At 63.2% G+C, this 19,555-nt stretch carries 23 protein-coding genes and 3 tRNA genes; 18 read left to right on the forward strand and 8 right to left on the reverse strand.

Annotated elements, in window-relative coordinates; genetic code table 11:
* The coding region (locus ACRECS_RS09000) for a hypothetical protein (protein WP_431582630.1) at positions 1–379 on the forward strand (379 nt) is incomplete at its 5' end.
* 18 nt (positions 380–397) lie between these two features.
* On the opposite strand, the gene gcvA is transcribed toward ACRECS_RS09000, so the two are convergent.
* Positions 398–1,312 (reverse strand): transcriptional regulator GcvA, encoded by a 915-nt coding sequence (gene gcvA, locus ACRECS_RS09005; protein WP_431582631.1) that lies wholly within the window; start codon positions 1,310–1,312, stop codon positions 398–400.
* 112 nt (positions 1,313–1,424) lie between these two features.
* Here gcvA and ACRECS_RS09010 point away from each other — a divergent pair, with 112 nt between their 5' ends.
* The 4 genes from ACRECS_RS09010 (at position 1,425) to purC (ending at position 4,526) form a co-directional block, all read left to right on the forward strand.
* Positions 1,425–1,595 carry a hypothetical protein gene (locus ACRECS_RS09010; protein ID WP_431582632.1) on the forward strand — a complete coding sequence of 57 codons (171 nt, stop codon included), beginning with the start codon at positions 1,425–1,427 and terminating at the stop codon, positions 1,593–1,595.
* A 97-nt stretch (positions 1,596–1,692) separates the two neighbouring features.
* Complete coding sequence (locus tag ACRECS_RS09015; protein ID WP_431582633.1) at positions 1,693–2,589, forward strand: alpha/beta hydrolase family protein; 897 nt, start codon at positions 1,693–1,695, stop codon at positions 2,587–2,589.
* A gap of 316 nt (positions 2,590–2,905) precedes the next feature.
* Positions 2,906–3,637, forward strand: a complete 732-nt coding sequence (locus tag ACRECS_RS09020) for a hypothetical protein (RefSeq protein ID WP_431582634.1) — start codon at positions 2,906–2,908, stop codon at positions 3,635–3,637.
* A gap of 109 nt (positions 3,638–3,746) precedes the next feature.
* Positions 3,747–4,526 carry a phosphoribosylaminoimidazolesuccinocarboxamide synthase gene (gene purC / locus ACRECS_RS09025; protein ID WP_034156630.1) on the forward strand — a complete coding sequence of 260 codons (780 nt, stop codon included), beginning with the start codon at positions 3,747–3,749 and terminating at the stop codon, positions 4,524–4,526.
* A 13-nt stretch (positions 4,527–4,539) separates the two neighbouring features.
* Here the strand turns inward: purC and ACRECS_RS09030 are convergent, their stop codons facing one another.
* On the reverse strand, positions 4,540–4,689 hold the full coding sequence (locus ACRECS_RS09030; RefSeq protein ID WP_187762946.1) for a hypothetical protein: 150 nt from the start codon (positions 4,687–4,689) through the stop codon (positions 4,540–4,542).
* A gap of 148 nt (positions 4,690–4,837) precedes the next feature.
* Here ACRECS_RS09030 and purS point away from each other — a divergent pair, with 148 nt between their 5' ends.
* The 4 genes from purS to ACRECS_RS09050 all read left to right on the forward strand — a co-directional run bounded on the left by purS (position 4,838) and on the right by ACRECS_RS09050 (position 6,175).
* The gene (gene purS, locus ACRECS_RS09035; RefSeq protein WP_187762945.1) at positions 4,838–5,068 is read left to right on the forward strand and encodes a phosphoribosylformylglycinamidine synthase subunit PurS; all 231 of its coding nucleotides are present in this window, start codon (positions 4,838–4,840) and stop codon (positions 5,066–5,068) included.
* Positions 5,065–5,733, forward strand: coding sequence for a phosphoribosylformylglycinamidine synthase subunit PurQ (purQ, locus tag ACRECS_RS09040; RefSeq protein ID WP_431582635.1), 669 nt, complete (start codon positions 5,065–5,067; stop codon positions 5,731–5,733). Before purS ends, purQ begins: the two co-directional genes overlap by 4 nt.
* Before the next feature lie 158 nt (positions 5,734–5,891).
* Positions 5,892–5,967 (forward strand) — tRNA-Pro (locus tag ACRECS_RS09045).
* A 136-nt stretch (positions 5,968–6,103) separates the two neighbouring features.
* A tRNA-Cys gene (locus ACRECS_RS09050) sits at positions 6,104–6,175 on the forward strand.
* Positions 6,176–6,192: 17 nt separating this feature from the next.
* Here ACRECS_RS09050 and ACRECS_RS09055 read toward each other — a convergent pair.
* Both ACRECS_RS09055 and ACRECS_RS09060 read right to left on the reverse strand, forming a co-directional pair.
* Positions 6,193–6,522: a hypothetical protein gene (locus tag ACRECS_RS09055; RefSeq protein WP_431582636.1), complete on the reverse strand. Its 330-nt coding sequence runs from the start codon at positions 6,520–6,522 to the stop codon at positions 6,193–6,195.
* A complete protein-coding gene (locus tag ACRECS_RS09060; RefSeq protein WP_431582637.1) occupies positions 6,519–7,268 on the reverse strand; it encodes a queuosine precursor transporter in 750 nt (249 codons plus the stop codon). The genes ACRECS_RS09055 and ACRECS_RS09060 overlap by 4 nt, the downstream gene beginning before the upstream one ends.
* 58 nt (positions 7,269–7,326) lie before the next feature.
* On the opposite strand from ACRECS_RS09060, the gene ACRECS_RS09065 reads away from it, so the two are divergent.
* The 3 genes from ACRECS_RS09065 to ACRECS_RS09075 all read left to right on the forward strand — a co-directional run bounded on the left by ACRECS_RS09065 (position 7,327) and on the right by ACRECS_RS09075 (position 8,412).
* Positions 7,327–7,403: transfer RNA gene (locus tag ACRECS_RS09065), tRNA-Arg, on the forward strand.
* Positions 7,404–7,661: 258 nt separating this feature from the next.
* On the forward strand, positions 7,662–8,099 hold the full coding sequence (locus tag ACRECS_RS09070; protein ID WP_431582638.1) for a DoxX family protein: 438 nt from the start codon (positions 7,662–7,664) through the stop codon (positions 8,097–8,099).
* Positions 8,100–8,169: 70 nt separating this feature from the next.
* Positions 8,170–8,412: a hypothetical protein gene (locus ACRECS_RS09075; protein ID WP_431582639.1), complete on the forward strand. Its 243-nt coding sequence runs from the start codon at positions 8,170–8,172 to the stop codon at positions 8,410–8,412.
* Positions 8,413–8,461: 49 nt separating this feature from the next.
* Here ACRECS_RS09075 and ACRECS_RS09080 read toward each other — a convergent pair whose 3' ends face one another.
* A complete protein-coding gene (locus ACRECS_RS09080) occupies positions 8,462–9,388 on the reverse strand; it encodes a LysR family transcriptional regulator (protein WP_431582750.1) in 927 nt (308 codons plus the stop codon).
* A 95-nt stretch (positions 9,389–9,483) separates the two neighbouring features.
* Here ACRECS_RS09080 and ACRECS_RS09085 point away from each other — a divergent pair, with 95 nt between their 5' ends.
* The 5 genes from ACRECS_RS09085 to ACRECS_RS09105 all read left to right on the forward strand — a co-directional run bounded on the left by ACRECS_RS09085 (position 9,484) and on the right by ACRECS_RS09105 (position 11,883).
* Positions 9,484–9,795 (forward strand): hypothetical protein, encoded by a 312-nt coding sequence (locus ACRECS_RS09085; RefSeq protein ID WP_431582640.1) that lies wholly within the window; start codon positions 9,484–9,486, stop codon positions 9,793–9,795.
* 24 nt (positions 9,796–9,819) lie between these two features.
* The gene (locus ACRECS_RS09090; protein WP_431582641.1) at positions 9,820–10,161 is read left to right on the forward strand and encodes a pirin family protein; all 342 of its coding nucleotides are present in this window, start codon (positions 9,820–9,822) and stop codon (positions 10,159–10,161) included.
* A 21-nt stretch (positions 10,162–10,182) separates the two neighbouring features.
* Positions 10,183–10,731 carry a pirin family protein gene (locus ACRECS_RS09095; RefSeq protein ID WP_431582642.1) on the forward strand — a complete coding sequence of 183 codons (549 nt, stop codon included), beginning with the start codon at positions 10,183–10,185 and terminating at the stop codon, positions 10,729–10,731.
* A 42-nt stretch (positions 10,732–10,773) separates the two neighbouring features.
* Positions 10,774–11,370 carry an NADPH-dependent F420 reductase gene (locus tag ACRECS_RS09100; protein ID WP_431582643.1) on the forward strand — a complete coding sequence of 199 codons (597 nt, stop codon included), beginning with the start codon at positions 10,774–10,776 and terminating at the stop codon, positions 11,368–11,370.
* Positions 11,371–11,439: 69 nt separating this feature from the next.
* Positions 11,440–11,883, forward strand: a complete 444-nt coding sequence (locus ACRECS_RS09105) for a CBS domain-containing protein (protein WP_431582644.1) — start codon at positions 11,440–11,442, stop codon at positions 11,881–11,883.
* Between the two features lie 40 nt (positions 11,884–11,923).
* On the opposite strand, the gene ACRECS_RS09110 is transcribed toward ACRECS_RS09105, so the two are convergent.
* On the reverse strand, positions 11,924–12,526 hold the full coding sequence (locus ACRECS_RS09110) for a TetR/AcrR family transcriptional regulator (protein WP_431582645.1): 603 nt from the start codon (positions 12,524–12,526) through the stop codon (positions 11,924–11,926).
* Positions 12,527–12,590: 64 nt separating this feature from the next.
* Positions 12,591–13,604, reverse strand: a complete 1,014-nt coding sequence (locus ACRECS_RS09115; RefSeq protein ID WP_431582646.1) for an NAD-dependent epimerase/dehydratase family protein — start codon at positions 13,602–13,604, stop codon at positions 12,591–12,593.
* Between the two features lie 361 nt (positions 13,605–13,965).
* Here ACRECS_RS09115 and ACRECS_RS09120 point away from each other — a divergent pair, with 361 nt between their 5' ends.
* Complete coding sequence (locus tag ACRECS_RS09120) at positions 13,966–16,707, forward strand: TonB-dependent receptor domain-containing protein (protein WP_431582647.1); 2,742 nt, start codon at positions 13,966–13,968, stop codon at positions 16,705–16,707.
* A gap of 755 nt (positions 16,708–17,462) precedes the next feature.
* Here the strand turns inward: ACRECS_RS09120 and ACRECS_RS09125 are convergent.
* Complete coding sequence (locus ACRECS_RS09125) at positions 17,463–19,445, reverse strand: serine hydrolase domain-containing protein (protein WP_431582751.1); 1,983 nt, start codon at positions 19,443–19,445, stop codon at positions 17,463–17,465.
* Positions 19,446–19,555 lie beyond the last annotated feature (110 nt).

Below are 19,555 nucleotides of genomic sequence, written 5' to 3' on the forward strand. Positions count from 1 at the left end.
AGTGTCCGGGCCGCTGGTGGAGGCCGGCGCGGTCGGCTCGCACGATCCCGGCGTCTCCAATCTCGTCATCAATGCGAATGCGGAGCGCCAGGTCGCGGACGGCTGGTCGGTGGACGCGGGCCTGAGCTATGCGGGGTCACGGTGGGTCGATACGGCCAACAGCTTCAAGGTCCCGGCCTTTACCACCATGAGCCTCGGCATGCGCGGCCGCTTCGAGGTTGCGCATCATCGTGCCGACCTCCGCGTTCTGGCGTCGAACATCACCAATACAAAAGGCTATATGGCCCCGCGCTCCGGCGAATTGTCTCCGATTCCGCCACGGACGGTGCGGGCCGTGCTGACCGTGACTCTCGCACCGAATCGCGGATCGGGCCAGTGAGCGGCGCCGGCGCGTGGATCATCCCTTCGACGGCAACGCATCCAACTCGCGATCGCGCGCAATCTCACTCACCAGCCAGTCGCGGAAGCGCCGGATCTTGGGCGTGTTGCGGCGATGTTCGGGATAGACCAGCCAATAGCCGAAACCGCGCGTCGAGACCTGATCGAACAGCCGCACCAGCCGCCCTTCGGCAATATCGTTGCGCCAGAAAAAGGGCGTCAGCATCGCGATCCCCTGCCCGGCGATCGCGGCATTCCCTTCATGGGCCTGGGAATCGAGCCGGACGCCGGGTCGCAGCGGGCCTTGCGGCACATCGATACCAGCCTCGCTCAGCCAGACCGACCACCAGCGGTCGTGCGGGCTGACCAGCGGCAGCGACATCATATGCTCCGGCGCGATCATGCCGCCGTGCCGGGCGAGGAATGCCGGGCTGCACATCGGGGTAAAATCGATCGGCAGCAGCAATTCCTCAACCAGGCCGGGCCAGCCGCCCTGCCCCGCACGCACCGCCAGATCGACATCGTCAGAGACGAAATCAGCCAGCGCGTCGCTGGTCAGCAACCGTACCGCCATGGCGGGATGCGCCATCTGGAACCCGCCGAGCCGCCACGCGAACCAGGTATTGGCGAAGGTATTGGAGGTTGAGATGGTCAGCAGCGCCTCATCCTCCGCACGGATCGACCCGAACGCCGAATCGAGTGCCTCGAACGCCCGCACCACCTGAGGCGAAATGCGCCGTCCCGCATCGGTCAGCAGCACGCGCTTCTTGTCGCGGCGGAACAGCGGCACGCCGAGCCGCTCCTCGAGCAATTTGATCTGATAGCTGACCGCCGCCTGCGTCATGCCAAGCTCGACCGACGCGGCAGTGAAATTCTCATGCCGGGCGGCGGCCTCGAACACGCGGACGGCAGCGAGCGGAGGGATGCGGCGCATGACGAATTGATAAGGCCAGCTTGTGGATCATGTCCAACGATTTGTTGGCGGCGACTCAGCGTGACGGGCATAACCCAATTGTCGGCAGCACAGGCCGGCAAGGAGACAAGCAATGCGTGACGATTTTCACAGCCAGGCTTGGGCCGACCATCACGGCGACCTGACCGCCTCGATCAATAAGGCCATCCGCAGCTTCATGGCCGGCCTTGAGCGACTCAACGCCCTTCAGTTCGACGCACCCTGGCGTGCGGAACAGCAGGCGAAGACGAGCCTCAAGCATTGATCGCACGACCCGTTGCCGGCCGCCCCGTGGCGGCCGGCACGACGCGTTTTCCGAAGGCGCTTCGACAGCGCGCCGGGGGACGATTATAGCAACGGACATGTTCCGGCTTGCCCTGCTCGCGCTTCTCGCGTTCACCCCGTCCATGACGTCCGCTGCCGATCAAAAACTTCTCACCTGGCCCGACCTGACGGGCCGCACCCAGCCCAAACCCGACGCGACGATCGCCTATGGTCCCGACCATATGCAGAAGGTCGATGTGTGGCTGCCCGCCGGGAAAGGCGTTCATCCGACAGTCTTGATGGTCCATGGCGGCTGCTGGACGACCAGTATCGCCGATCGCAGCCTGATGAACTGGATCGCCGACGACCTGCGCCGCGACGGGATCGCGGTGTGGAATATCGACTATCGCGGCGTCGATCGCGGCGGCGGCGGCTATCCCGGAACCTTCCTCGATGCAGCCGCAGCAGCTGACGCGCTGAGCGACAATGCCAAACGCTTTCACCTCGATACGAAACGCATCGTGGCGGTCGGACATTCGGCCGGCGGGCATCTCGCGTTGTGGCTTGCGGCCCGTCCCAACCTGCCCGCACAAAGCCCGCTTCGTGAGAGCAAGCCGCTCAGGATCGCGCATGTCGTCAGCCTGGGCGGCCTGCCCGATTTGGAGGCGACCGCCGCCAGCCCGGACAATGGCTGCGGCGTCGAGGTGGTCGCGCAACTGATCGGCACGCCCTCCACCGCCCGGCCGGACATCTATGCCGACACATCGGTCCCGCGTCTGTTGCCGCTGCGGGTGGCGCAGGATCTGGTTAATGGCCTTGAAGATCGGATCATCCCGATCCGGCTCGGCACGGGATATGAGGCACAGGCGAAGCAAGCCGGCGACACAGCCGTGCTGCATATCGTGCCGGACACCGGCCATGTCGAACTGGTCGCGCCGGAAAGCGCTGCCTGGAAGGAGAGCAAGCGCTTGATCCGTGCCGCGCTGAAAAAATAGATCAACGACCGCGCTAGCGCGGCTCATCTCGCAAAAATCCGGACCCATCACGCTGCGGCGCATGATGAAGCGTTGTTTTTCCGCGTTGACTTGATCCCCTATTGATGTGATGTTGCATCATAACATTGGGAGATCGACGATGCGTAATTTGCTGTTGATAACTGTCCCTCTTGCGCTGGCCGGCTGCGACCAGGTCTCAAACAATAGACAGGCACAGCCGATACGTATGGAGTCGATGCCCATAAGGTCGGTGAATTCGCCTCCTGACCGCGCGTTCGCGCCCAGTGCAGACATTAGCACACCCCCCAGCATTGCGGTGACCGCAGCACCGGGCGTCGCCTTTACCTATCGCTACGCCTTTCGCCTGCCGTCGGAGCGCATCTCAGCCACGCAGGAAGCGCATGTGGCGGCGTGCGAGAAGCTCGGCATCGCGCGGTGCCGCATCGCCGGGATGCGTTATCGCTTGCTGGGCGAGAACAATATCGAAGCGATGCTGTCGTTCAAACTTGATCCGGCCATTGCGCGCAACTTCGGCAAGGACGGCATCGCGCGGGTCACGGCCGTCCAGGGTACACTGGTCGATGCCGAGATCACCGGGACCGACGCCGGCGCGGCAATCGACCAGCTGACCGTGCAGCACAGCCGCGCGACCGACGAGCTGCGCCGTATCAATGGCGAGCTTGCCAAGCCCAAGCTGACCGCGAGCGAGCGCGTCGACCTGCAGCGGCAACGCGCAGAGATTTTGCGGACCATCAGTGCAACCGAGGACAGCCGCGCCGAACAGCGCGACAGCCTTGCCACCACGCCGATGACCTTCACCTACGAATCGGGCAAGGCGATCCGCGGCTTCGACGCCAGCGCACCGCTTAGCAGCGCGCTCGATACCGGGCTCGGCTCAGTCCAGATCACCATCGCGGTGGTGCTTGGCCTGATCGCGATCTTTGGCCCGCCCGGGGTAATCATATTGCTCGGCTGGCTGGCCTGGCGGCGTTTCCGACCGCGGCGCGATGTTGCACTGGCAAAAGCCGAGACCACAGCCAGCGACTAATTGCGCGCCTGAGACGCTTGGCGTATAGCTTTGCCCTTCTGGCCCCGGCCCGCGCACCCGCGCCGCCGGGGCTGTCTTTTCGTGACTTTCTTTTCAGGGGTAATGCCGCATGGCTCGCCGCCGCCAAATCTACGAAGGCAAGGCCAAGATCCTTTATGAGGGTCCTGAGCCGGGCACGCTGATCCAGTATTTCAAGGATGATGCCACCGCGTTCAACGCCCAGAAAAAGGGCACGATCAGTGGCAAGGGCGTGCTCAACAACCGCATCAGCGAGCATGTCTTCACCCTGCTCGGGCTGATCGGCGTGCCGACCCACTTCATCCGCCGCCTCAATATGCGCGAGCAGTTGATCCGCCAGGTCGAGATCATCCCGATCGAGGTGGTGATCCGCAACGTCGCTGCGGGGTCGCTATCGACGCGGCTCGGGATCGAGGAAGGCACGCAACTGCCGCGCACGATCATCGAATATTATTATAAGGACGATGCGCTCGGCGATCCGATGATCACCGACGAACATATCGCCGCGTTCGGCTGGGCCAGCCAGGAGGAAATGCACGACATCGCTGACCTGGCGATTCGCGTGAATGATTTCCTGTGTGGCCTGTTCGCCGGGATCGGCATCCGCCTGGTCGACTTCAAGCTCGAGTTCGGGCGCATCTGGGACAATGACTATGCCCGGGTGATCCTTGCCGACGAGATCAGCCCCGATGGCTGCCGGCTATGGGACATGGAAACCAACGAGAAGCTCGACAAGGACCGTTTCCGTCGCGATCTCGGCGGCGAAGTCGAGGCGTATCAGGAAGTGGCACGGCGTCTGGGACTATTGCCGGAGGGCGTCGACGGCGCGGTTCTCGACCTGGAAAAGCATCGCAAGAGCCGGGGCAAATAACCCCGGCGCGAGCTCAGCCTTTCACGCGGAACCCGCAGATGATGCCGAACACGAACGCGCTGAACAGAGCGAGCTGAACCCGGCCGGCCGGATCGCTCCAGCCGAAATATTGCCCGCCAAAGGCAAACAGCCCGACGAACATGATCATTGCGAGGGTCGCCATGGCGCCGTTCCCCAGATGGCCCCTCGCCCCAGCGCGACTCGCCGCTCACAGCATCGCGCTCAATTCGTAAACGAGCGATGAAGCTTGCGGCAGGCGGATGGCCTCGCCATAGGGTCCGCAGCCCCGCCCAGAGCATCAGGACGCGCATATGAAACTCCGCATCTTCGTCACCCTCAAGCCAGGGGTGCTCGACCCGCAGGGTAAGGCAATCCACAAGGCGCTCGACGGCCTTGGCTTTGGCGGCGTCAATGACGTCCGCGCCGGCAAGCTGATCGAGCTCGATGTCGCCGATTCGACCGATGACGCCGCGATCGACGAGATGTGCCGCAAGCTGCTCGCCAACACGGTGATCGAGAATTACCGGGTAGAACGGGCATGAAGTCCGCAGTCATCGTCTTTCCCGGATCGAACTGCGACCGCGATCTGGCGGTGGCAATTCGCGATGTCAGCGGCACCGCCCCGGCGATGGTGTGGCACGGCGACACCGAACTGCCCGAGGGCCTGGGCCTGATCGCGCTGCCCGGCGGCTTTTCCTATGGCGATTATCTGCGCTCCGGCGCGATGGCGGCGCGCTCGCCGATCCTGCGCGCCGTGATCGCAGCGGCCGAGCGCGGTGTGCCGGTGCTCGGCGTGTGCAACGGCTTTCAGGTGCTGACCGAAGCGGGCCTGTTGCCCGGCGCGCTGATGCGCAATGCCGGGATCGACTTTGTCTGCCGCGACGTACCGCTGACAGTCGAGAATGCGCAGTCGATCTTCACCAGCCGCTACGCACAGGGCGAGAAGATCATCGTCCCGGTCGCGCATCATGACGGCAACTATTTCGCCGACGACGCGACGCTCGACCGGATCGAAGGCGAAGGCCGGGTAGCGTTTCGCTATGACGACCAGGTCAATGGATCGGCGCGCAACATCGCCGGCGTGATCAACGCGAGCGGCAATGTGCTGGGCATGATGCCGCATCCCGAGCGCCGGATCGAGGCCGCGCATGGCGGCACCGACGGTCGCCGCCTGTTCGAGGGATTGCTGGAGCTGGTCGGGGCCTGACCGCCCCTGCTCATCCGCCTTCACGCTTTTATCCAGATAGGCTCTTGCGTCATCGGTGATTCGATGGCATTGGGCCCGCATGTTCTCGACTCTCCCTACCATGCGACCGCACCCGGCACTCTGTCGACATTGACGGACGCATGACTGCGCCCGTTACTCAGGGTGTAGTTCAATTGGTAGAGCGCCCGCTTTGGAGGCGGGAAGTTGTAGGTTCGAGTCCTGCTACCCTGACCATAAAATCCCGATAATTCTGCTGCCTTCAGGTGTGGCCGAACGCAATGCAGTGCGCGGTCGGTTTGTGATTCCGATGTTAGCGGGTGCAAGTCCCGCCGGTCACCCCTGAGGGCAGCAGGCGCTCAAGCGCGACTATGTCCGAGTGGCGAAATGGGAACGCAGCGGATTGCAAATCCGCCATGAGCCGGTTCGATTCCGGCCCCGGACTCCTTATGCCAGACGAACCTATCTGGTTTTACCGGAGCCCCGAAACAGGTTGGTACGACGCGCCAGGAACAGGATCACGCTGGGCCAGAAGATCGTGTTCCACAGGTCATGGATATTGGCGGCGTAATTCTGCGCGACATGCCCGACATAGCGATCGCGAATATCCCAGATCTCGCCGATCACCGCAGCCGCCGCGACCACGAGCCACGGCTTCCAGCTGCTCAGTCGCCAGCCGAACAGCAAGGCCGACCCGAACAACAAGCCGAGCGCGACATAGATGTGCAGCGCATCCTTGGCGAGATGGAGGTTATTGACCAGCCAATATTTTGTCGCCTGAAGCGGGCTCAAACGCGCGCCTTGAACGGGGTGAAATCCGTCCCTTCATCGAACACGTCGATCCCTTCGCGACGCTTGAGGAAAGCGACAACGGCATAGGTGACCGGGGTCAGGATCACTTCCCAGCTGACCTTCAGCACCCATTGCGTCACCAGCACGGTCAGCACGAGATTGGTCGTCCAGCCCTCGGCGCCGAGAAAGGCCAGTGGATAGAAGATCAGGCTGTCGACCCCCTGCCCCGCCACCGTCGAGCCGATCGTCCGGGTCCAGAGATGCTTGCCGCCGGTCCATAGCTTCATCTTCGCCAGCACATAGGAATTGACGAACTCACCGACCCAAAAGGCGCAGAGCGAGGCCAGGACGATGCGCGGCACCTGCCCGAAAATGGTTTCATAGGCCGCCTGATTGCCCCAGCTCGGCGCCGGTGGCAGCGCGACGACGACCCAGGACATGAACGCCATGAACAGCACCGCTGCCGATCCGGCCCAGATCACGCGCCGCGCCCGCGCATAGCCATAGACCTCAGTCAGCACGTCGCCGATCACATAGGAGATCGGGAAGAACAAGATGCCCGCGCCAAACGGCCAGTCGCCGATCCATGGCAGAGTGACAGTCGCGACCTTCCCCGCGCCGAGCACGTTCGAGAGCAGGATGATCGCGACGAACGCCGCCATCACGAAATCGAAATAGCGCAGCTGCCCCCCGGCAATCTCGCCCGCCGCAACGGGCCTGGGGCCGTGATTTTTCCAATCGCTCATGAATGAAGTTATGAAGCCGGTTTCGCGCCCGCGCAATCCGCGCTAACCGGCATCCTACGCGCCCGTAGCTCAGTTGGATAGAGCACGAGACTTCTAATCTTGAGGCCGCAGGTTCGACTCCTGCCGGGCGCGCCAACCTTTTCAATGAGCTGGCGCCTTCACCAGGCAAGGTGACCGGGACGTCGCGACCCTGACGGAGGGCGGATCGATTCGCCCGATTGTCCGGGAGCCGGGGCCGGTCGGCGGCGGTGCTCGCTCGCACTGCGCAATATACCGATTTTATAGAACCTAATCTTCGATACTATTCGGCTATTCCGACGACTGCCCCGCCGCCACATCCGCAGCCGCAGCGGTGCACCATGGAGGTGGTACCGCAAAGGAAGGACCCACCCCATGTCTAACACCGCTACCGCTCCGGCGCCCATCGACGTCGGAAATCTCAGTCAAGCCGCCGGCCCGGCCGCACTGCCGCTGGTCGGCCGCATCCTGATTGCCTCGATCTTCCTGCTGTCGGGCATTTCGAAGATCACCGCGCCGGCCATGATCATCGGCTATATCCAGTCGGTCGGCCTGCCTTTCCCGACGCTCGGCCTGGCCATCGCGGTCCTTGTCGAAATCGGCGGCGGCATCGCACTTGTTCTCGGCTATCGCACCCGGCTCGTCGCCGCGGTGATGGCGATCTTCTCGATCGCGACCGCGCTGGCCTTCCACAATAATCTCGCCGACCAGAATCAGTTCATCCACTTCTTCAAGAATGTGGCGATGGCCGGTGGTCTGCTCCAGGTGGTCGCGTTCGGCGCGGGGCGCTTCAGCCTCGACGCCCGCCGCTGACCGGTCGCTCCCGGGAAGGCCTGTCCACAAGGCGTCCCGGGCGCAGCACCCCCAGGAGGAGGAGGCAGCCATGGCCTATTTCCACTTCACCCGCTCGCCGTTCGAGCGTCGCGCTGCCCGGGCTCTTGTATCGCCCGCCGCCGCCGTGCGCTTTGCCGTGCTGATTGTTCTCGCCGCGACCGCCGTGCTGTTTTTCGTCCAAGTCCGTGCCGTGCTCGACGACCCGATGCCCGCCGCCATGCTCACGCTGGTGCTCGCCATTCCGCTCACCAGCCTGCTGCGCGGCCCGATCGCCGACCGGCGGCGGCCATAGGGTGACTGCCCGCTGCGTTACAACAAGGTCAAGGGCTAGGCCGACCGCCTCAGCCGGACGCCGCCTCGGTCGCCGATGTAGCCGACGCCTGACCGAGAAAGCGCTCGATCAGCCAGGATGCCGCGGGCCCCGGTAGCGTATCGGTGCGGTAGATCGCCTCGAGGACATAATCCCCACCCCTCATTTCGGGCATGTCGAGATGGACGAGCCGCCCCGCGGCCAGATCGTCGGCAATCATCGGCACTGGCATGTTGCCCCAGCCGATCCCTTCCTTGAGCAGGATATGCTTGGCGCCTAGGTCCGCCAGCCGCCAGGTGCGGCTGCTGACCACCGCAAAATCGCGCCCCTGAGTGAGCGGCGAACGATCGGTCAACACAAGCTGGATATGCTCCCGTCCCGCGCCGGGCGGGTTGCGGCCGGCGCTCGCCAGCGGGTGATCGGGCGACGCCACCGGGATCATCGGCACGCTGCCGACGCCAATGCGTTCAATCCCGACAATCCCTGCATCAAGCGGACCGCTAATGCCGATCGTGGCGACGCGGTCGAGCACGAGCTTGGTCACCGCGCCGAGCGTCTCGACATGGAGGTGAAGCAGCACGGTCGGGAACTCGACGCGGAACGTCTTGAGCGCGTCGACCACGCGGCCGGCCGGCAGCAGAACGTCGATCGCGAGATGGACTTCAGCTTCGAGTCCCTGGAGCAGGCCACGCACCTTGGCACGCAAGCCGTCAATGCCGCTGGCGACCGTGCGCGCCTCGGCGAACACCGTCCGCCCGGCCTCGGTCAGCTGCGGCTTGCGGGTCGATTCACGATCGAACAGCGTCACACCGAGCTGGGCTTCAAGATTGGAGATTGAATAGCTGATCACTGAGGTTGCTCGATTGAGCCGCCGCGCTGCGCCGGCGAAGCTGCCGACCTCGATGACCGTCAGGAAGACCTTGAGCTGGTCGAGCGTGGGCGTGCCGGGCTCAGCAATCATATCGATTTCCTCGAACGTTTTGATCCATCTTATACTGGTTTTATCGTAACACCAGCCGCCATACATTCTCTCCATCGACTTTGGAGGACGCCATGCGGCACCAATATCAAAAGCAGCCTGATCTCAGCGTCGACGAATGGTACGTCGTTGCCGACGCCTATCTCCAGGCGTCGTCCGCGCCGAAAACTCCATTATTCTCGACGGTCGCCGCACGGTTCAAATTGGCGGTTGGGATCGGCGAGGCCCCAGCCATCGACCGCGATCCCCGCGCCGAGTTGCTGCGCGACTTCGTCGCGCGCACCCGCCGCTACCGTTGTCCGGCGAATGAACTCACCGACGCGCTGATCTCCGCGGGCCTTTCCGATCGGCAAGTCGCCGCGCTGGCGCTGTTGTCGATCCATTGAACCCCGTATCCAAAGGAGACGATCATGACGCTTCAATCGAACAGCCAGCCGGTCGAGCAAGTCGTCCTGCCGGCCACCCGCGACCTTGGAGGCTTCGACGTTCGCCGCGCGTTGCCCTCCGCGCAGCGCCGCATGGTGGGCCCCTTCGTCTTTCTCGACAGCTTCGGCCCCGTCGTGTTCCGGGCCGGCGACGGCGTGGACACGCGTCCCCATCCGCATATCGGCCTCGCGACACTGACCTATCTTATCGAAGGCGAGATGGTCCACCGTGACAGCGAGGGCTATGTCCAGGCGATCAAGCCCGGCGAGGTCAATCTGATGACCGCCGGCCGCGGCATCGTCCATTCCGAGCGCACTGGCCCTTAGGCGCGAGCAGCGGGTGGCACGATGTTCGGCTTCCAGACCTGGCTCGCCTTGCCGCTCGACCTTGAGGAGACCGATCCCGGCTTCCAGCATGTCGATGCCGACGCACTGCCCCAGGATCATGGCGACGGCATCACCGTCCGGCTGCTGGCCGGCACGCTGCACGGTCGGCGTGCGCCGACCCGCATCTTCTCGGATACGCTCTATGCCGATCTTGCACTCATCGACGGCGCGCGTTTCCAGATCGAGGCGGGCCATGTCGAGCGCGCACTCTACGTCATCGATGGCGCGATCGAGGTGATCGGCCAGAGCGGCAGCTTCGGCAAGGATCAGCTCGTCGTCTTGAGGCCCGGGGCGGAAATCGTCGTCAAGGCGATCGGTAGCGCACGGATGATCCTGCTCGGCGGCGAGCCGCTCGAAGGCAAGCGTCATATCTACTGGAACTTCGTCTCGAGCCGCCACGAGCGGATCGAGCAAGCGGCCGACGACTGGCGCAACCGCCGCTTCCCAGGCGTCTCCGGCGACACCGAGTTCATCCCGCTCCCCGACGCCCCGGCAAAGCGCGCCGCCTGACGGCCCCGTTTCCAATCTCAATCTCAAGGAAAGACCCTCAGCATGACTTACGCAATCATCGGATCTGGCGCGATTGGCAGCGCACTCGCCCGGCAATTCGCCCGCCACCAGATTCCCGTGGCGATCGCCAACAGCCGTGGTCCCACCTCGATCGTTTCGCTCGCCGACGAGCTCGGCTCCCCGATCGTACCCTGCTCACTTGACGGCGCACTCGATGCCGACGTCATCATTCTCGCCGTGCCGTTTGCTGCGGTGCCGGAAGCAGTCAAAGGCCATGCCGGCTGGCACGGCAAGATCGTCGTCGATGCAACCAACGCGATCGACTTCAGCGATTATTCACCGGCCGATCTCGGCGGCCGTCTGTCGAGCGACATCGTTGCCGAGGCGGTCCCGGGGGCGGCGCTGGTCAAGGCGTTCAACACATTGCCCGCCGCCATCCTCGCCCGCGATCCCGCCGCCGGCCACGGCAACCGTGTACTGTTCGTCTCCGGCAATGATGCCAGCGCGAACGCCACCATCAGCGAACTCGCCACGCGGCTCGGCTTTGCGCCGATCACGCTTGGCGCGCTCGCCGATGGTGGCCGCCTGCAACAATATGGCGGGCCACTGGTCGCGCAGGATCTCGTCAAGGAGCACTGACCGCTTCTCCGCCAGGGGGATCCCCACCCCCCGGCGGACGTCGTTTCCCACAACCAAGGAGTATAGATCATGCGTATCTCGGACATTCTCGCACTCAAGCCTGGCAAGCTCGTCAGCGTTCCCCCCGACACGGCGATCCGCCGCGCGGTCGCCCTGATGGCGTCCGAACATGTCGGCGCCCTTGTCGTCATCGACCTCGAGGGACGTTTGCTCGGCGTGGTTTCCGAGCATGGCGTGGTCGATGGCCTTGCACGTCACGGCGTCGACCTGCTCGACCGGCACGTGACCGACATCATGATGTCGGATGGGCCAATCGTCGCGCCGGCCGACACAGTGGTCGCGGCAATGCGCATCATGACGGAACGGCGCGCTCGTCACCTTCCTGTGGTCGACGATGGCCGACTGACCGGGCTGGTCAGTGTCGGCGATGTGCTCAAATCGCGCCTCGCCGAAAAAGCGGAAGAGGTCACCGTCCTGCAGGACATCGCCCGGTTCCGGCTGGCCGCTGCCTGACCACAACGCCGCGACGGGCACCGCGCGGCAGGGCATTGCTTCATCCCCCTGGCGTGGGGTCGCCCAAGATGGTTGCGAACAGCGGAGTCAGCAGGTCGGTCAGCAGTCCGGGTTCGGCGTTCGCAAGCGTGTCGAGCTTCATCATCTGGCGCATCATCTGGAACCCCGCGACCAGGGCGAGGAGTAAGCCGGCACGCTCGGCGGCATGATCGCCGATAATGGTCCGGCTCGCCGTCGCATGATGCGCGGCGGCGATGCGCTCGCGGGCGATGCGGGCGGCAGTCTCACTCGACGCCGAGCGGAACAGGATCAGGAAGCCATCGAGTGGATGCTCGCCGGTCGCGGTCAGGCCGACCAGTGCTTCGGCAAAGGCGCGGGCGATATCCGGCGCGGCGAGATTGTCGGACGAGAGGATGACGGGGTCGCGCATGCTGTCGGCGACGACCTCGCCGAAGAGGCCCTCCTTCGATCCGAAATACCGGTTCACCATCATCGCGCTGACACCGCCCCCGGCCGCGATCGCGCGCACCCCGACGCCGTCATAGCCATGCTCGGCAAATGCCCGGCGTGCCGAAGCAAGGATTGCGGCCCTGGTATTTTCCGCCTTGGCGGAACGCTTTGCCGGGCGCGGAGAGTCGGTCATTCGGTACTTCTCCAGTCGCAATGATGGTCACGTCTACGAAGCCGTGACGCTTAAGCAAGGTCCACTAAGCGAGGCCCAGTGCGACAAGATTGCGCGCGCAATCCAGCAGCGTTGTCTCCGCCGCTTTCGGGGCAAAGCCGAGCAGCTGTCTGGCCTTGGCCGTATCCATCTCGTTGCGGCGCCCGAGATCGGCCTTGAACATCCGCAGGTCCGATATGAACAATGCGAGCAGCCGGAAGACCGCATCGGGCATGCGGCGATGAGGAACCCGCCTGGCATCCGCCCCGAGCCCGTCGCGCAGCAGGTCGGCGATCTCCCGCATCCAGAGGAACTGGCCGCCGACCAGGAATCGCTGGCCGGGCGCTTCGGGGGCGGTAAGCGCGCGAATATGCATGTCGGCAAGGTCGCGGACATCGGTGACCGAAAAGCCCAGATTGGGCAGTGCGGGTGGCTGCCCCCGCAGCATGCGCTGGACCACCTGAACCGAGCCGACCGTGTCCGCCGAGAGCAACGGACCCAGGACCGCGCCGGGAAGGATGGTCGTCAGGGTGGTTGTGCCGCGCTGGTGCGTCATGAAATCCCAGGCGGCGCGCTCGGCCAGGATTTTGGACAGGCGATAAGGGTCGAGATTGGGCGCGTCGGGATCGGCCCAGACGGTCTCCCTTGCCGGCCCGCCCCCGTGCGACGACGGGCGCGCCGTTGCCGCCGCCGATGTCATGACGATACGCTTGACCCCGGCGGCGGTCGCGGCCTTGAGGACGCGCAGCGTGCCGTCGCGGGCTGGCGGGACGAGCGCCTCACGCGTTTGCTGCCCGGAATGTCCCAGCGGCGACGCGACATGAAGCACATGCTCGCACCCGGCCATAGCGTCGGCCCAACCGGACTCGTCGGTGAGATCCGCTTCGACGAAGCTCAGATCAGTGACATCATGGCCGGCATCTTCCAGCGCAAACCGGACGCGGTCTGCCTTGTCGAGCGATCGGAGCGTGGTTCGAACGGCATAGCCCTGCGCGAGAAGCCCGGCGATGCACCAACTGGCGACATAGCCCGTCCCACCGGTGACGAGAATCCTGGTCATATCGACTCCATAATCATGGCAAATTCCAAGAAGTATACGATCGTATACAATCTTGGACATTACGAGTCTACAGTCGTCTAATTCTCCTCGCATTCCCGGCTGGGACCATCGAGCCATTGCAACAAACACTCCTGCGATGAGGTAGCGGTCATCCTCACAGGCGGCACTCATCAGGCTCAGAAGTTTCAAATTTTCCAAAAATGATAATTCTGTCCAAATTGGGATTGCATTCTCTGATGCAACCTGATCTATCACGATCGCCGAATGTTGAGATCGTGTGCAGCTTCCGATTTGAAAACGAGATGAAGCGCGGCGCGTCGCAACCAATTTTCCATATCAACAAAAACAAAGGGGGGTATGTATGAAGTCCATTCACTTATTCTGGTATGCCAGCACCGCGCTTTCGATGACCATGGGCCTCGCCCCGGCATCCGCGCAGACGGCGACCACGACAGACAGCGCAGCGATCACCGAGACCGCCCCGGCCGATGAGGCCGCAGCGGACGACGATATCGTCGTGACGAGCTCGCGCATTCAACGCTCCGGCTTCAACGCGCCGACACCGACCACCGTGCTTGGCGAAGCCGAGCTGCGTCAGGGCAATCGTCCGAGCGTTGCCCAAGTCCTGAACGACAGCCCGCAATTCCGCGCCACATCCACTCCGGCCACGACGACCGGCAATACAAGCAGCAGCACATCGACCGCCGATCTGCGCGGGCTGGGCTCAGTGCGCACGCTGACCCTGCTCAACGGGCACCGCTTCACCGGCTCCACCGATCTCAACATCGTACCGCAGAACCTGATCAAGCGCGTCGACGTCGTGACCGGCGGCGCATCGGCCGCCTGGGGCTCGGGTGCAGTCGCGGGCGTCGTCAACATCATCCTCGATGATGAGATGAAGGGCTGGCGCATGGGCGCGCAGACCGGTGTATCCTCGCGCGGCGACACGGCCCGCTACGGCGCCGATCTCGCCTGGGGCACGGATTTCGCCGGCGGCCGCGGCCATTTCATGATTTCCGCCGATTATATGCGCGAAGAAGGCGCATTCGGCCGCAAGAGCCGCCCCAATCTGGAATCAAGCGTGTTCCAGCGCGCCGACGGCCGGCTGATCCTCGCCAACGACGTCAACTACACCATCATCAATCGCGGCGGATCGCTCCTGCGGCTCAGCAATCTCTCGCCCTATAACCTGATCTTCAACCCCGACGGCAGCCTCGGTCCGCTGCCGCTGGGCAGCCAGACCTCGGGTCAATTCACGGTCGGCGGCGATGGCCAGAACATCTATGATTATGTCGCCGTGAGCTCACCGTATCAGCGCAACAATGTCTACGCGCGCGCCACCTTCGACCTCACCGATTCCCTGAAGCTGTGGGTCGATGGCAGCTATAGCCGCATATGGTCGGATTATACGTTCTTTCCCGAAACGCCGATCGTGGCGATCATGCCTGACAATGCATTCCTGACTCAGACGGCGCGCAACCAGCTTGCCGCCGCCGGCATCACCGGGCCATTCGTCCTCGGTCGGATCCTGGACGATGTCGGCCCGGACAAGATGCTCAACTTCAAATTCTCCCGCCGCAATCTCGAGGGCGCGTTCGGCCTTAAAGGGTCGTTCGGCGATGGCTGGGGCTATGATGCCTATTACGACCATGGTGAACTCAGGGCCGACCAGTCGCTCTACAATCAGCGGATCGGGGCCAAATTCAACAATGCCGTCGACGCCGTGCTGGTGAACGGCACGCCGGTATGCCGTATCAACGCCGACGCCAGCACCACCAATGACGATCCGAATTGCGCGCCGATCAATCTACTCGGCAACGGCAATATCTCGGCCGCCGGTGTCGCCTACGCCTTTGGCGGCACCCATTCCATCGTGACGAGCAAGCTCGATGCGACGGGCGCCAGTGTGCATGGCCAGCCCTTCTCGACCTGGGCCGGCAAGGTCGACATCGCGTTCGGCACCGATTTCCGCTGGGAGAAACTCACCACCAGCCATATCGACCCCCTGTCGTTGTCGAAGGCCTTCGTGACCCTCAACTCCGCGCCGACCAATGGTGGCTTCAGCGTCAAGGAGGTGTTCGGCGAGGTCAACGTGCCGTTGATCGATATCGCAGACGCGATCCATCTCGAGGTCAATGGCGCCGCACGCTATTCGGACTACAGCACCAGCGGCGGCATCTGGTCGTGGAAGACCGGCGGCACCATGCGTATCGCCAACGACCTGCTGCTGCGCTCGGTCTATTCGCGCGACATCCGATCACCCAGCATCACTGAATATTTCCTCGGCCGCGCGACCAACAAGGCCGATCTCTACGATCCCTTCCTCAAAAAGACCCAGGCGACCGTATCGATCTATACCGGCGGCAACCCGAACCTGACGCCAGAAATCTCACATACGCTGACACTCGGCGGCTCCTATTCGCCGCATTATGTCCGTGGCCTGAGCTTCTCGGTCGATTATTACGACATCAAGATCGACAATGTGATCACCACGATCACGGCTGCGGACACGCTCAACCAATGCAAGCTTGCAAACCCCAACGACCCCACTTGTGGTGGCGTGATCACCCGCAACGCGAACGGCGAGCTGGAGTCCCTTACCGCCACCTACCGCAACCTGGTATCGTACAGCACCCGTGGCCTGGATATCGAGGCGTCGTACCGGACAACGCTGGGCAACGGTAAGCTGGGCTTCCGCGTGCTCGCCAATCACATCTTCGATCTGATGATCGCCGATGGTGTCGGAACGAACGACGTTGCGGGTGTGGTAGGCGGAGATACCGCCTTTTCCACGCCGAAATGGCGGGTGACCGGCTCGGTGACCTATGAAAGCGGCGGCTTTGGGGCGGATCTGCGCGCCCGTTATGTCGGCGGCGGCATCTTCAGCCTGCAAACCGATGCAAACAAGCAGCCGATCATCAACAACCAGATCAGCGCGCGGACCTATATCGACCTTGGGCTTCAGTTCAAAACCGGGCCGTTCACGCTGTTCGGCAACGTCAACAATCTGTTCGATGCCGACCCGCCCTACACGCCCTACACCAACGCCAATTATGACGTGATCGGTCGTTATTTCTCTGCTGGCGTCAAACTGAAGTTCTGATCGTCGCCCCCATTTCCGGGGCATCATGAGACGGCCATCGGGGCAGCGGTGCGATCCACCGCTGCCCCAAAGCTTTTGTGGATGACGGAGCCGAACCCCGACGCGATGATGGTCCGGTGAGCTGTTACATCCACTGACTGACCCGGAGATCGCCCCTGTTATCCCCTGTTTTCGGCTTTGTATTTCTCGCCCCTGTTATTGTTGGACCCGATCGCCGGATTATGCGTCTGTTTTGAGCAGCATGGCTGGCTCTGCCCCTGTTATGAAAACAGGGCGGAACAGGGGCAATAGCAGGGGCCGTTTTGATCGAAACAGGGGCGACGATCGCCCGGCATTTTCGTGGCCATGTGAAAGAGCGGGACGAGAGCGCCTTACGACGCCTCCTCTGGCTTCACTATGTGACATCACGCCGCGCGATTGAATCGCTGTCCATCGCAGCACCGACGCAAACACGGGACGGAACCGATCGAACGCCATTCAAACCCCGAACTTGATCAGGGATCATCCCATTCAACCACGTATCTCTTCCATTGCTTCCCCGGTGAAGGCCGGGCCCAGTTGTGAGCGTTCGCGTTGACGTGAATCTTTGTTTACTGCTGTGTTGCAACTGGGCCCCGGCCTTCGCCGGGGGAAGAACAAGATGCATGTTGGCGCAGGTTGCAGCGCGACGGATTGGCCCTCTCACATGATCCGAAATCCGAAACGGGGCGGCAAACCGAAGCCTTTGGCTGCCGCCCCAGGTCCCTATCCTGACCTCAGTAATTCACCGACATCGAGAGCAGGCCGAAGGTCCAGGCGACATACAGCACGGTAAGCGTCGCGATCAGGATCAGGGTTGCCCAGAGCTTGCCGAACCAGCGGCGCTTTTCCCGCACGGCGAGCAGCAGGTTCCAGCCCGCCAGCAGGACGCCGCCGACGAACACGAGCAAGCCGACGATCTGCAGCGACCAGAGCTGCACGTCCGAGCGGGATGTCATATTGTCGAGGTTCGAGATCCAGGCGCTGGCCCAGACCCAGCCGCCGAGCACCGCCAGCACGAGCCCGGACCCGAGCCGGACGCCGCGATAGGCGAGCCGCGAGCGGCCCTGCAGTGTGAGCGGCGCCTTGTACCGGCGGCGGATCAGCGCGGACACCGGCCAGTGCAGCATGGTGAGCAGGAGAACGCCCATGCCCGCATAGAGCAGGGGCAGCAACCAGGCCGAGGACTGCGATGCGGGCGTCCGGTCATAGACCATGAACGGCGACATGCCATCCATGCTCCAGCGCACCACCTTGCCGTCGACGACCTGGGCGGCGAGCCGCTCATGTCCGCCGATATTGCGCCAGACAAAGGGTGCGATCTCGACCCATTTCATCGGTTCGCGGTCCATGCCGCGGGCAGAAGGGACGATCAGCTCGCCCTTCGGCCCCACCGTGATCGACACCTGCCCCAGCAGCTTGAGCGACGCGAAGATGGTCGTTTCCGACCGGCGGCTGTTCAGCCAGTTGCCGACCATCATTCTGGCGTGCTCGACGGCAGTCTTCGCATCGACCCGGCCGTCGACCGGCGCGATGTTCGGGAAATAGCGATCGGCAAATCCCTCGAACAGCGCACGACGTACCGAGCCGACCGAGCGGTCCTTGCCCATGCTGTTGAACGATGCGTACACGCCGACATTCTCGTTCATGAACAGGTGAAGCGCGGTGTGGAAGGCCAGCGTATCGCCGAGATGAGCGATGACCTGGCGGCCATTGATGTTGGTTTCGAAAAAGCCGAGTTCCATCCGGTTGAGCGGCGGCAACAGAGTCAGCGGCGAATTGTGCATCAGGCGCGCGGTTTCGGGCTTCATCAACCCTGCCCCCTGATTGAGATGCGCGATCATGAAGCGGGCCATATCGGTGCCGGATGACGACAATGCGCCGGCCGGGACCGTCGCCAGAATCTCGAATTTACGCGGTTCGCCCGAGGCCTCCATATAGCCTGTGGCCATCAGCGGCTGGAATGGCTTCGGCAGTGGCTGGCGAAAGGTCGAGTGCGCCATGCCAAGCGGCTTGAAGATGTGCTGTTCGACATAGTCGTCATACGGCATCCCGGACACGCGCTGGACGATGTAGCCCGCCAGCGCGGTGGCATAGTTGGAATAGGATGGCGTCGTGCCGGGGGTGAAGACACGCCGCGGTAGCCCGCTCTTCACATAATCGCCCAGCGGCATGAGATATTTCGGGTCGTTGAACATGGTGTATTTGCCATGTTCCTCGAAGCCGGTGGTATGCGTCATGATCTGGCGCATGGTGACGGGCAGGCCGTCCTTCAGCGGAATCCTGAAGTCGAGATACTTGTTCACATCGGCATCGAGATCGATCTTGCCCGCCTCGACCTGCTGCATCACCGCGGTCCAGGTGAACAGCTTCGATACCGAACCAGGGCGGAACAGGGTCAGGTCGGGATCGACCGGTGTGCGTTTGGCGACATCGGCATAGCCGAAGCCGCGCTTGGTCACGATCTGGCCGTCCTTGACCACCACCACCACGCCGCCGGCGACGTCGCCCCTGGCGAGTGCGTAAGGCAGGAAGCCATCGAGCCAGCTATCCAGATCCTGCTTCGTCAAAGCCTGCCCGCCCGGAGCGGCAGCCGCCTGCGATGGCGTGGCCTGCGGCCGCGGCGCGACGGCGGCCTGAGGGGTTGGCGCGAGCTGGGCCGCCACACCGCCGCCAATAAGCAGCAATGCCAGCGACGCGAGCAATGTGAATGAGCGCATATCCAACGACCTTCCCTTGCGTTGCCGCAGCCGAGATTGCCGGGCTCGATACGACGCGCTATCTTTGATAATATTTCTAATTTAGAAATATTACGATCCCAATTAGAAAA

The sequence above is a fragment of the Sphingomonas sp. genome (assembly GCF_050725575.1).
Lineage (GTDB): Bacteria > Pseudomonadota > Alphaproteobacteria > Sphingomonadales > Sphingomonadaceae > Sphingomonas.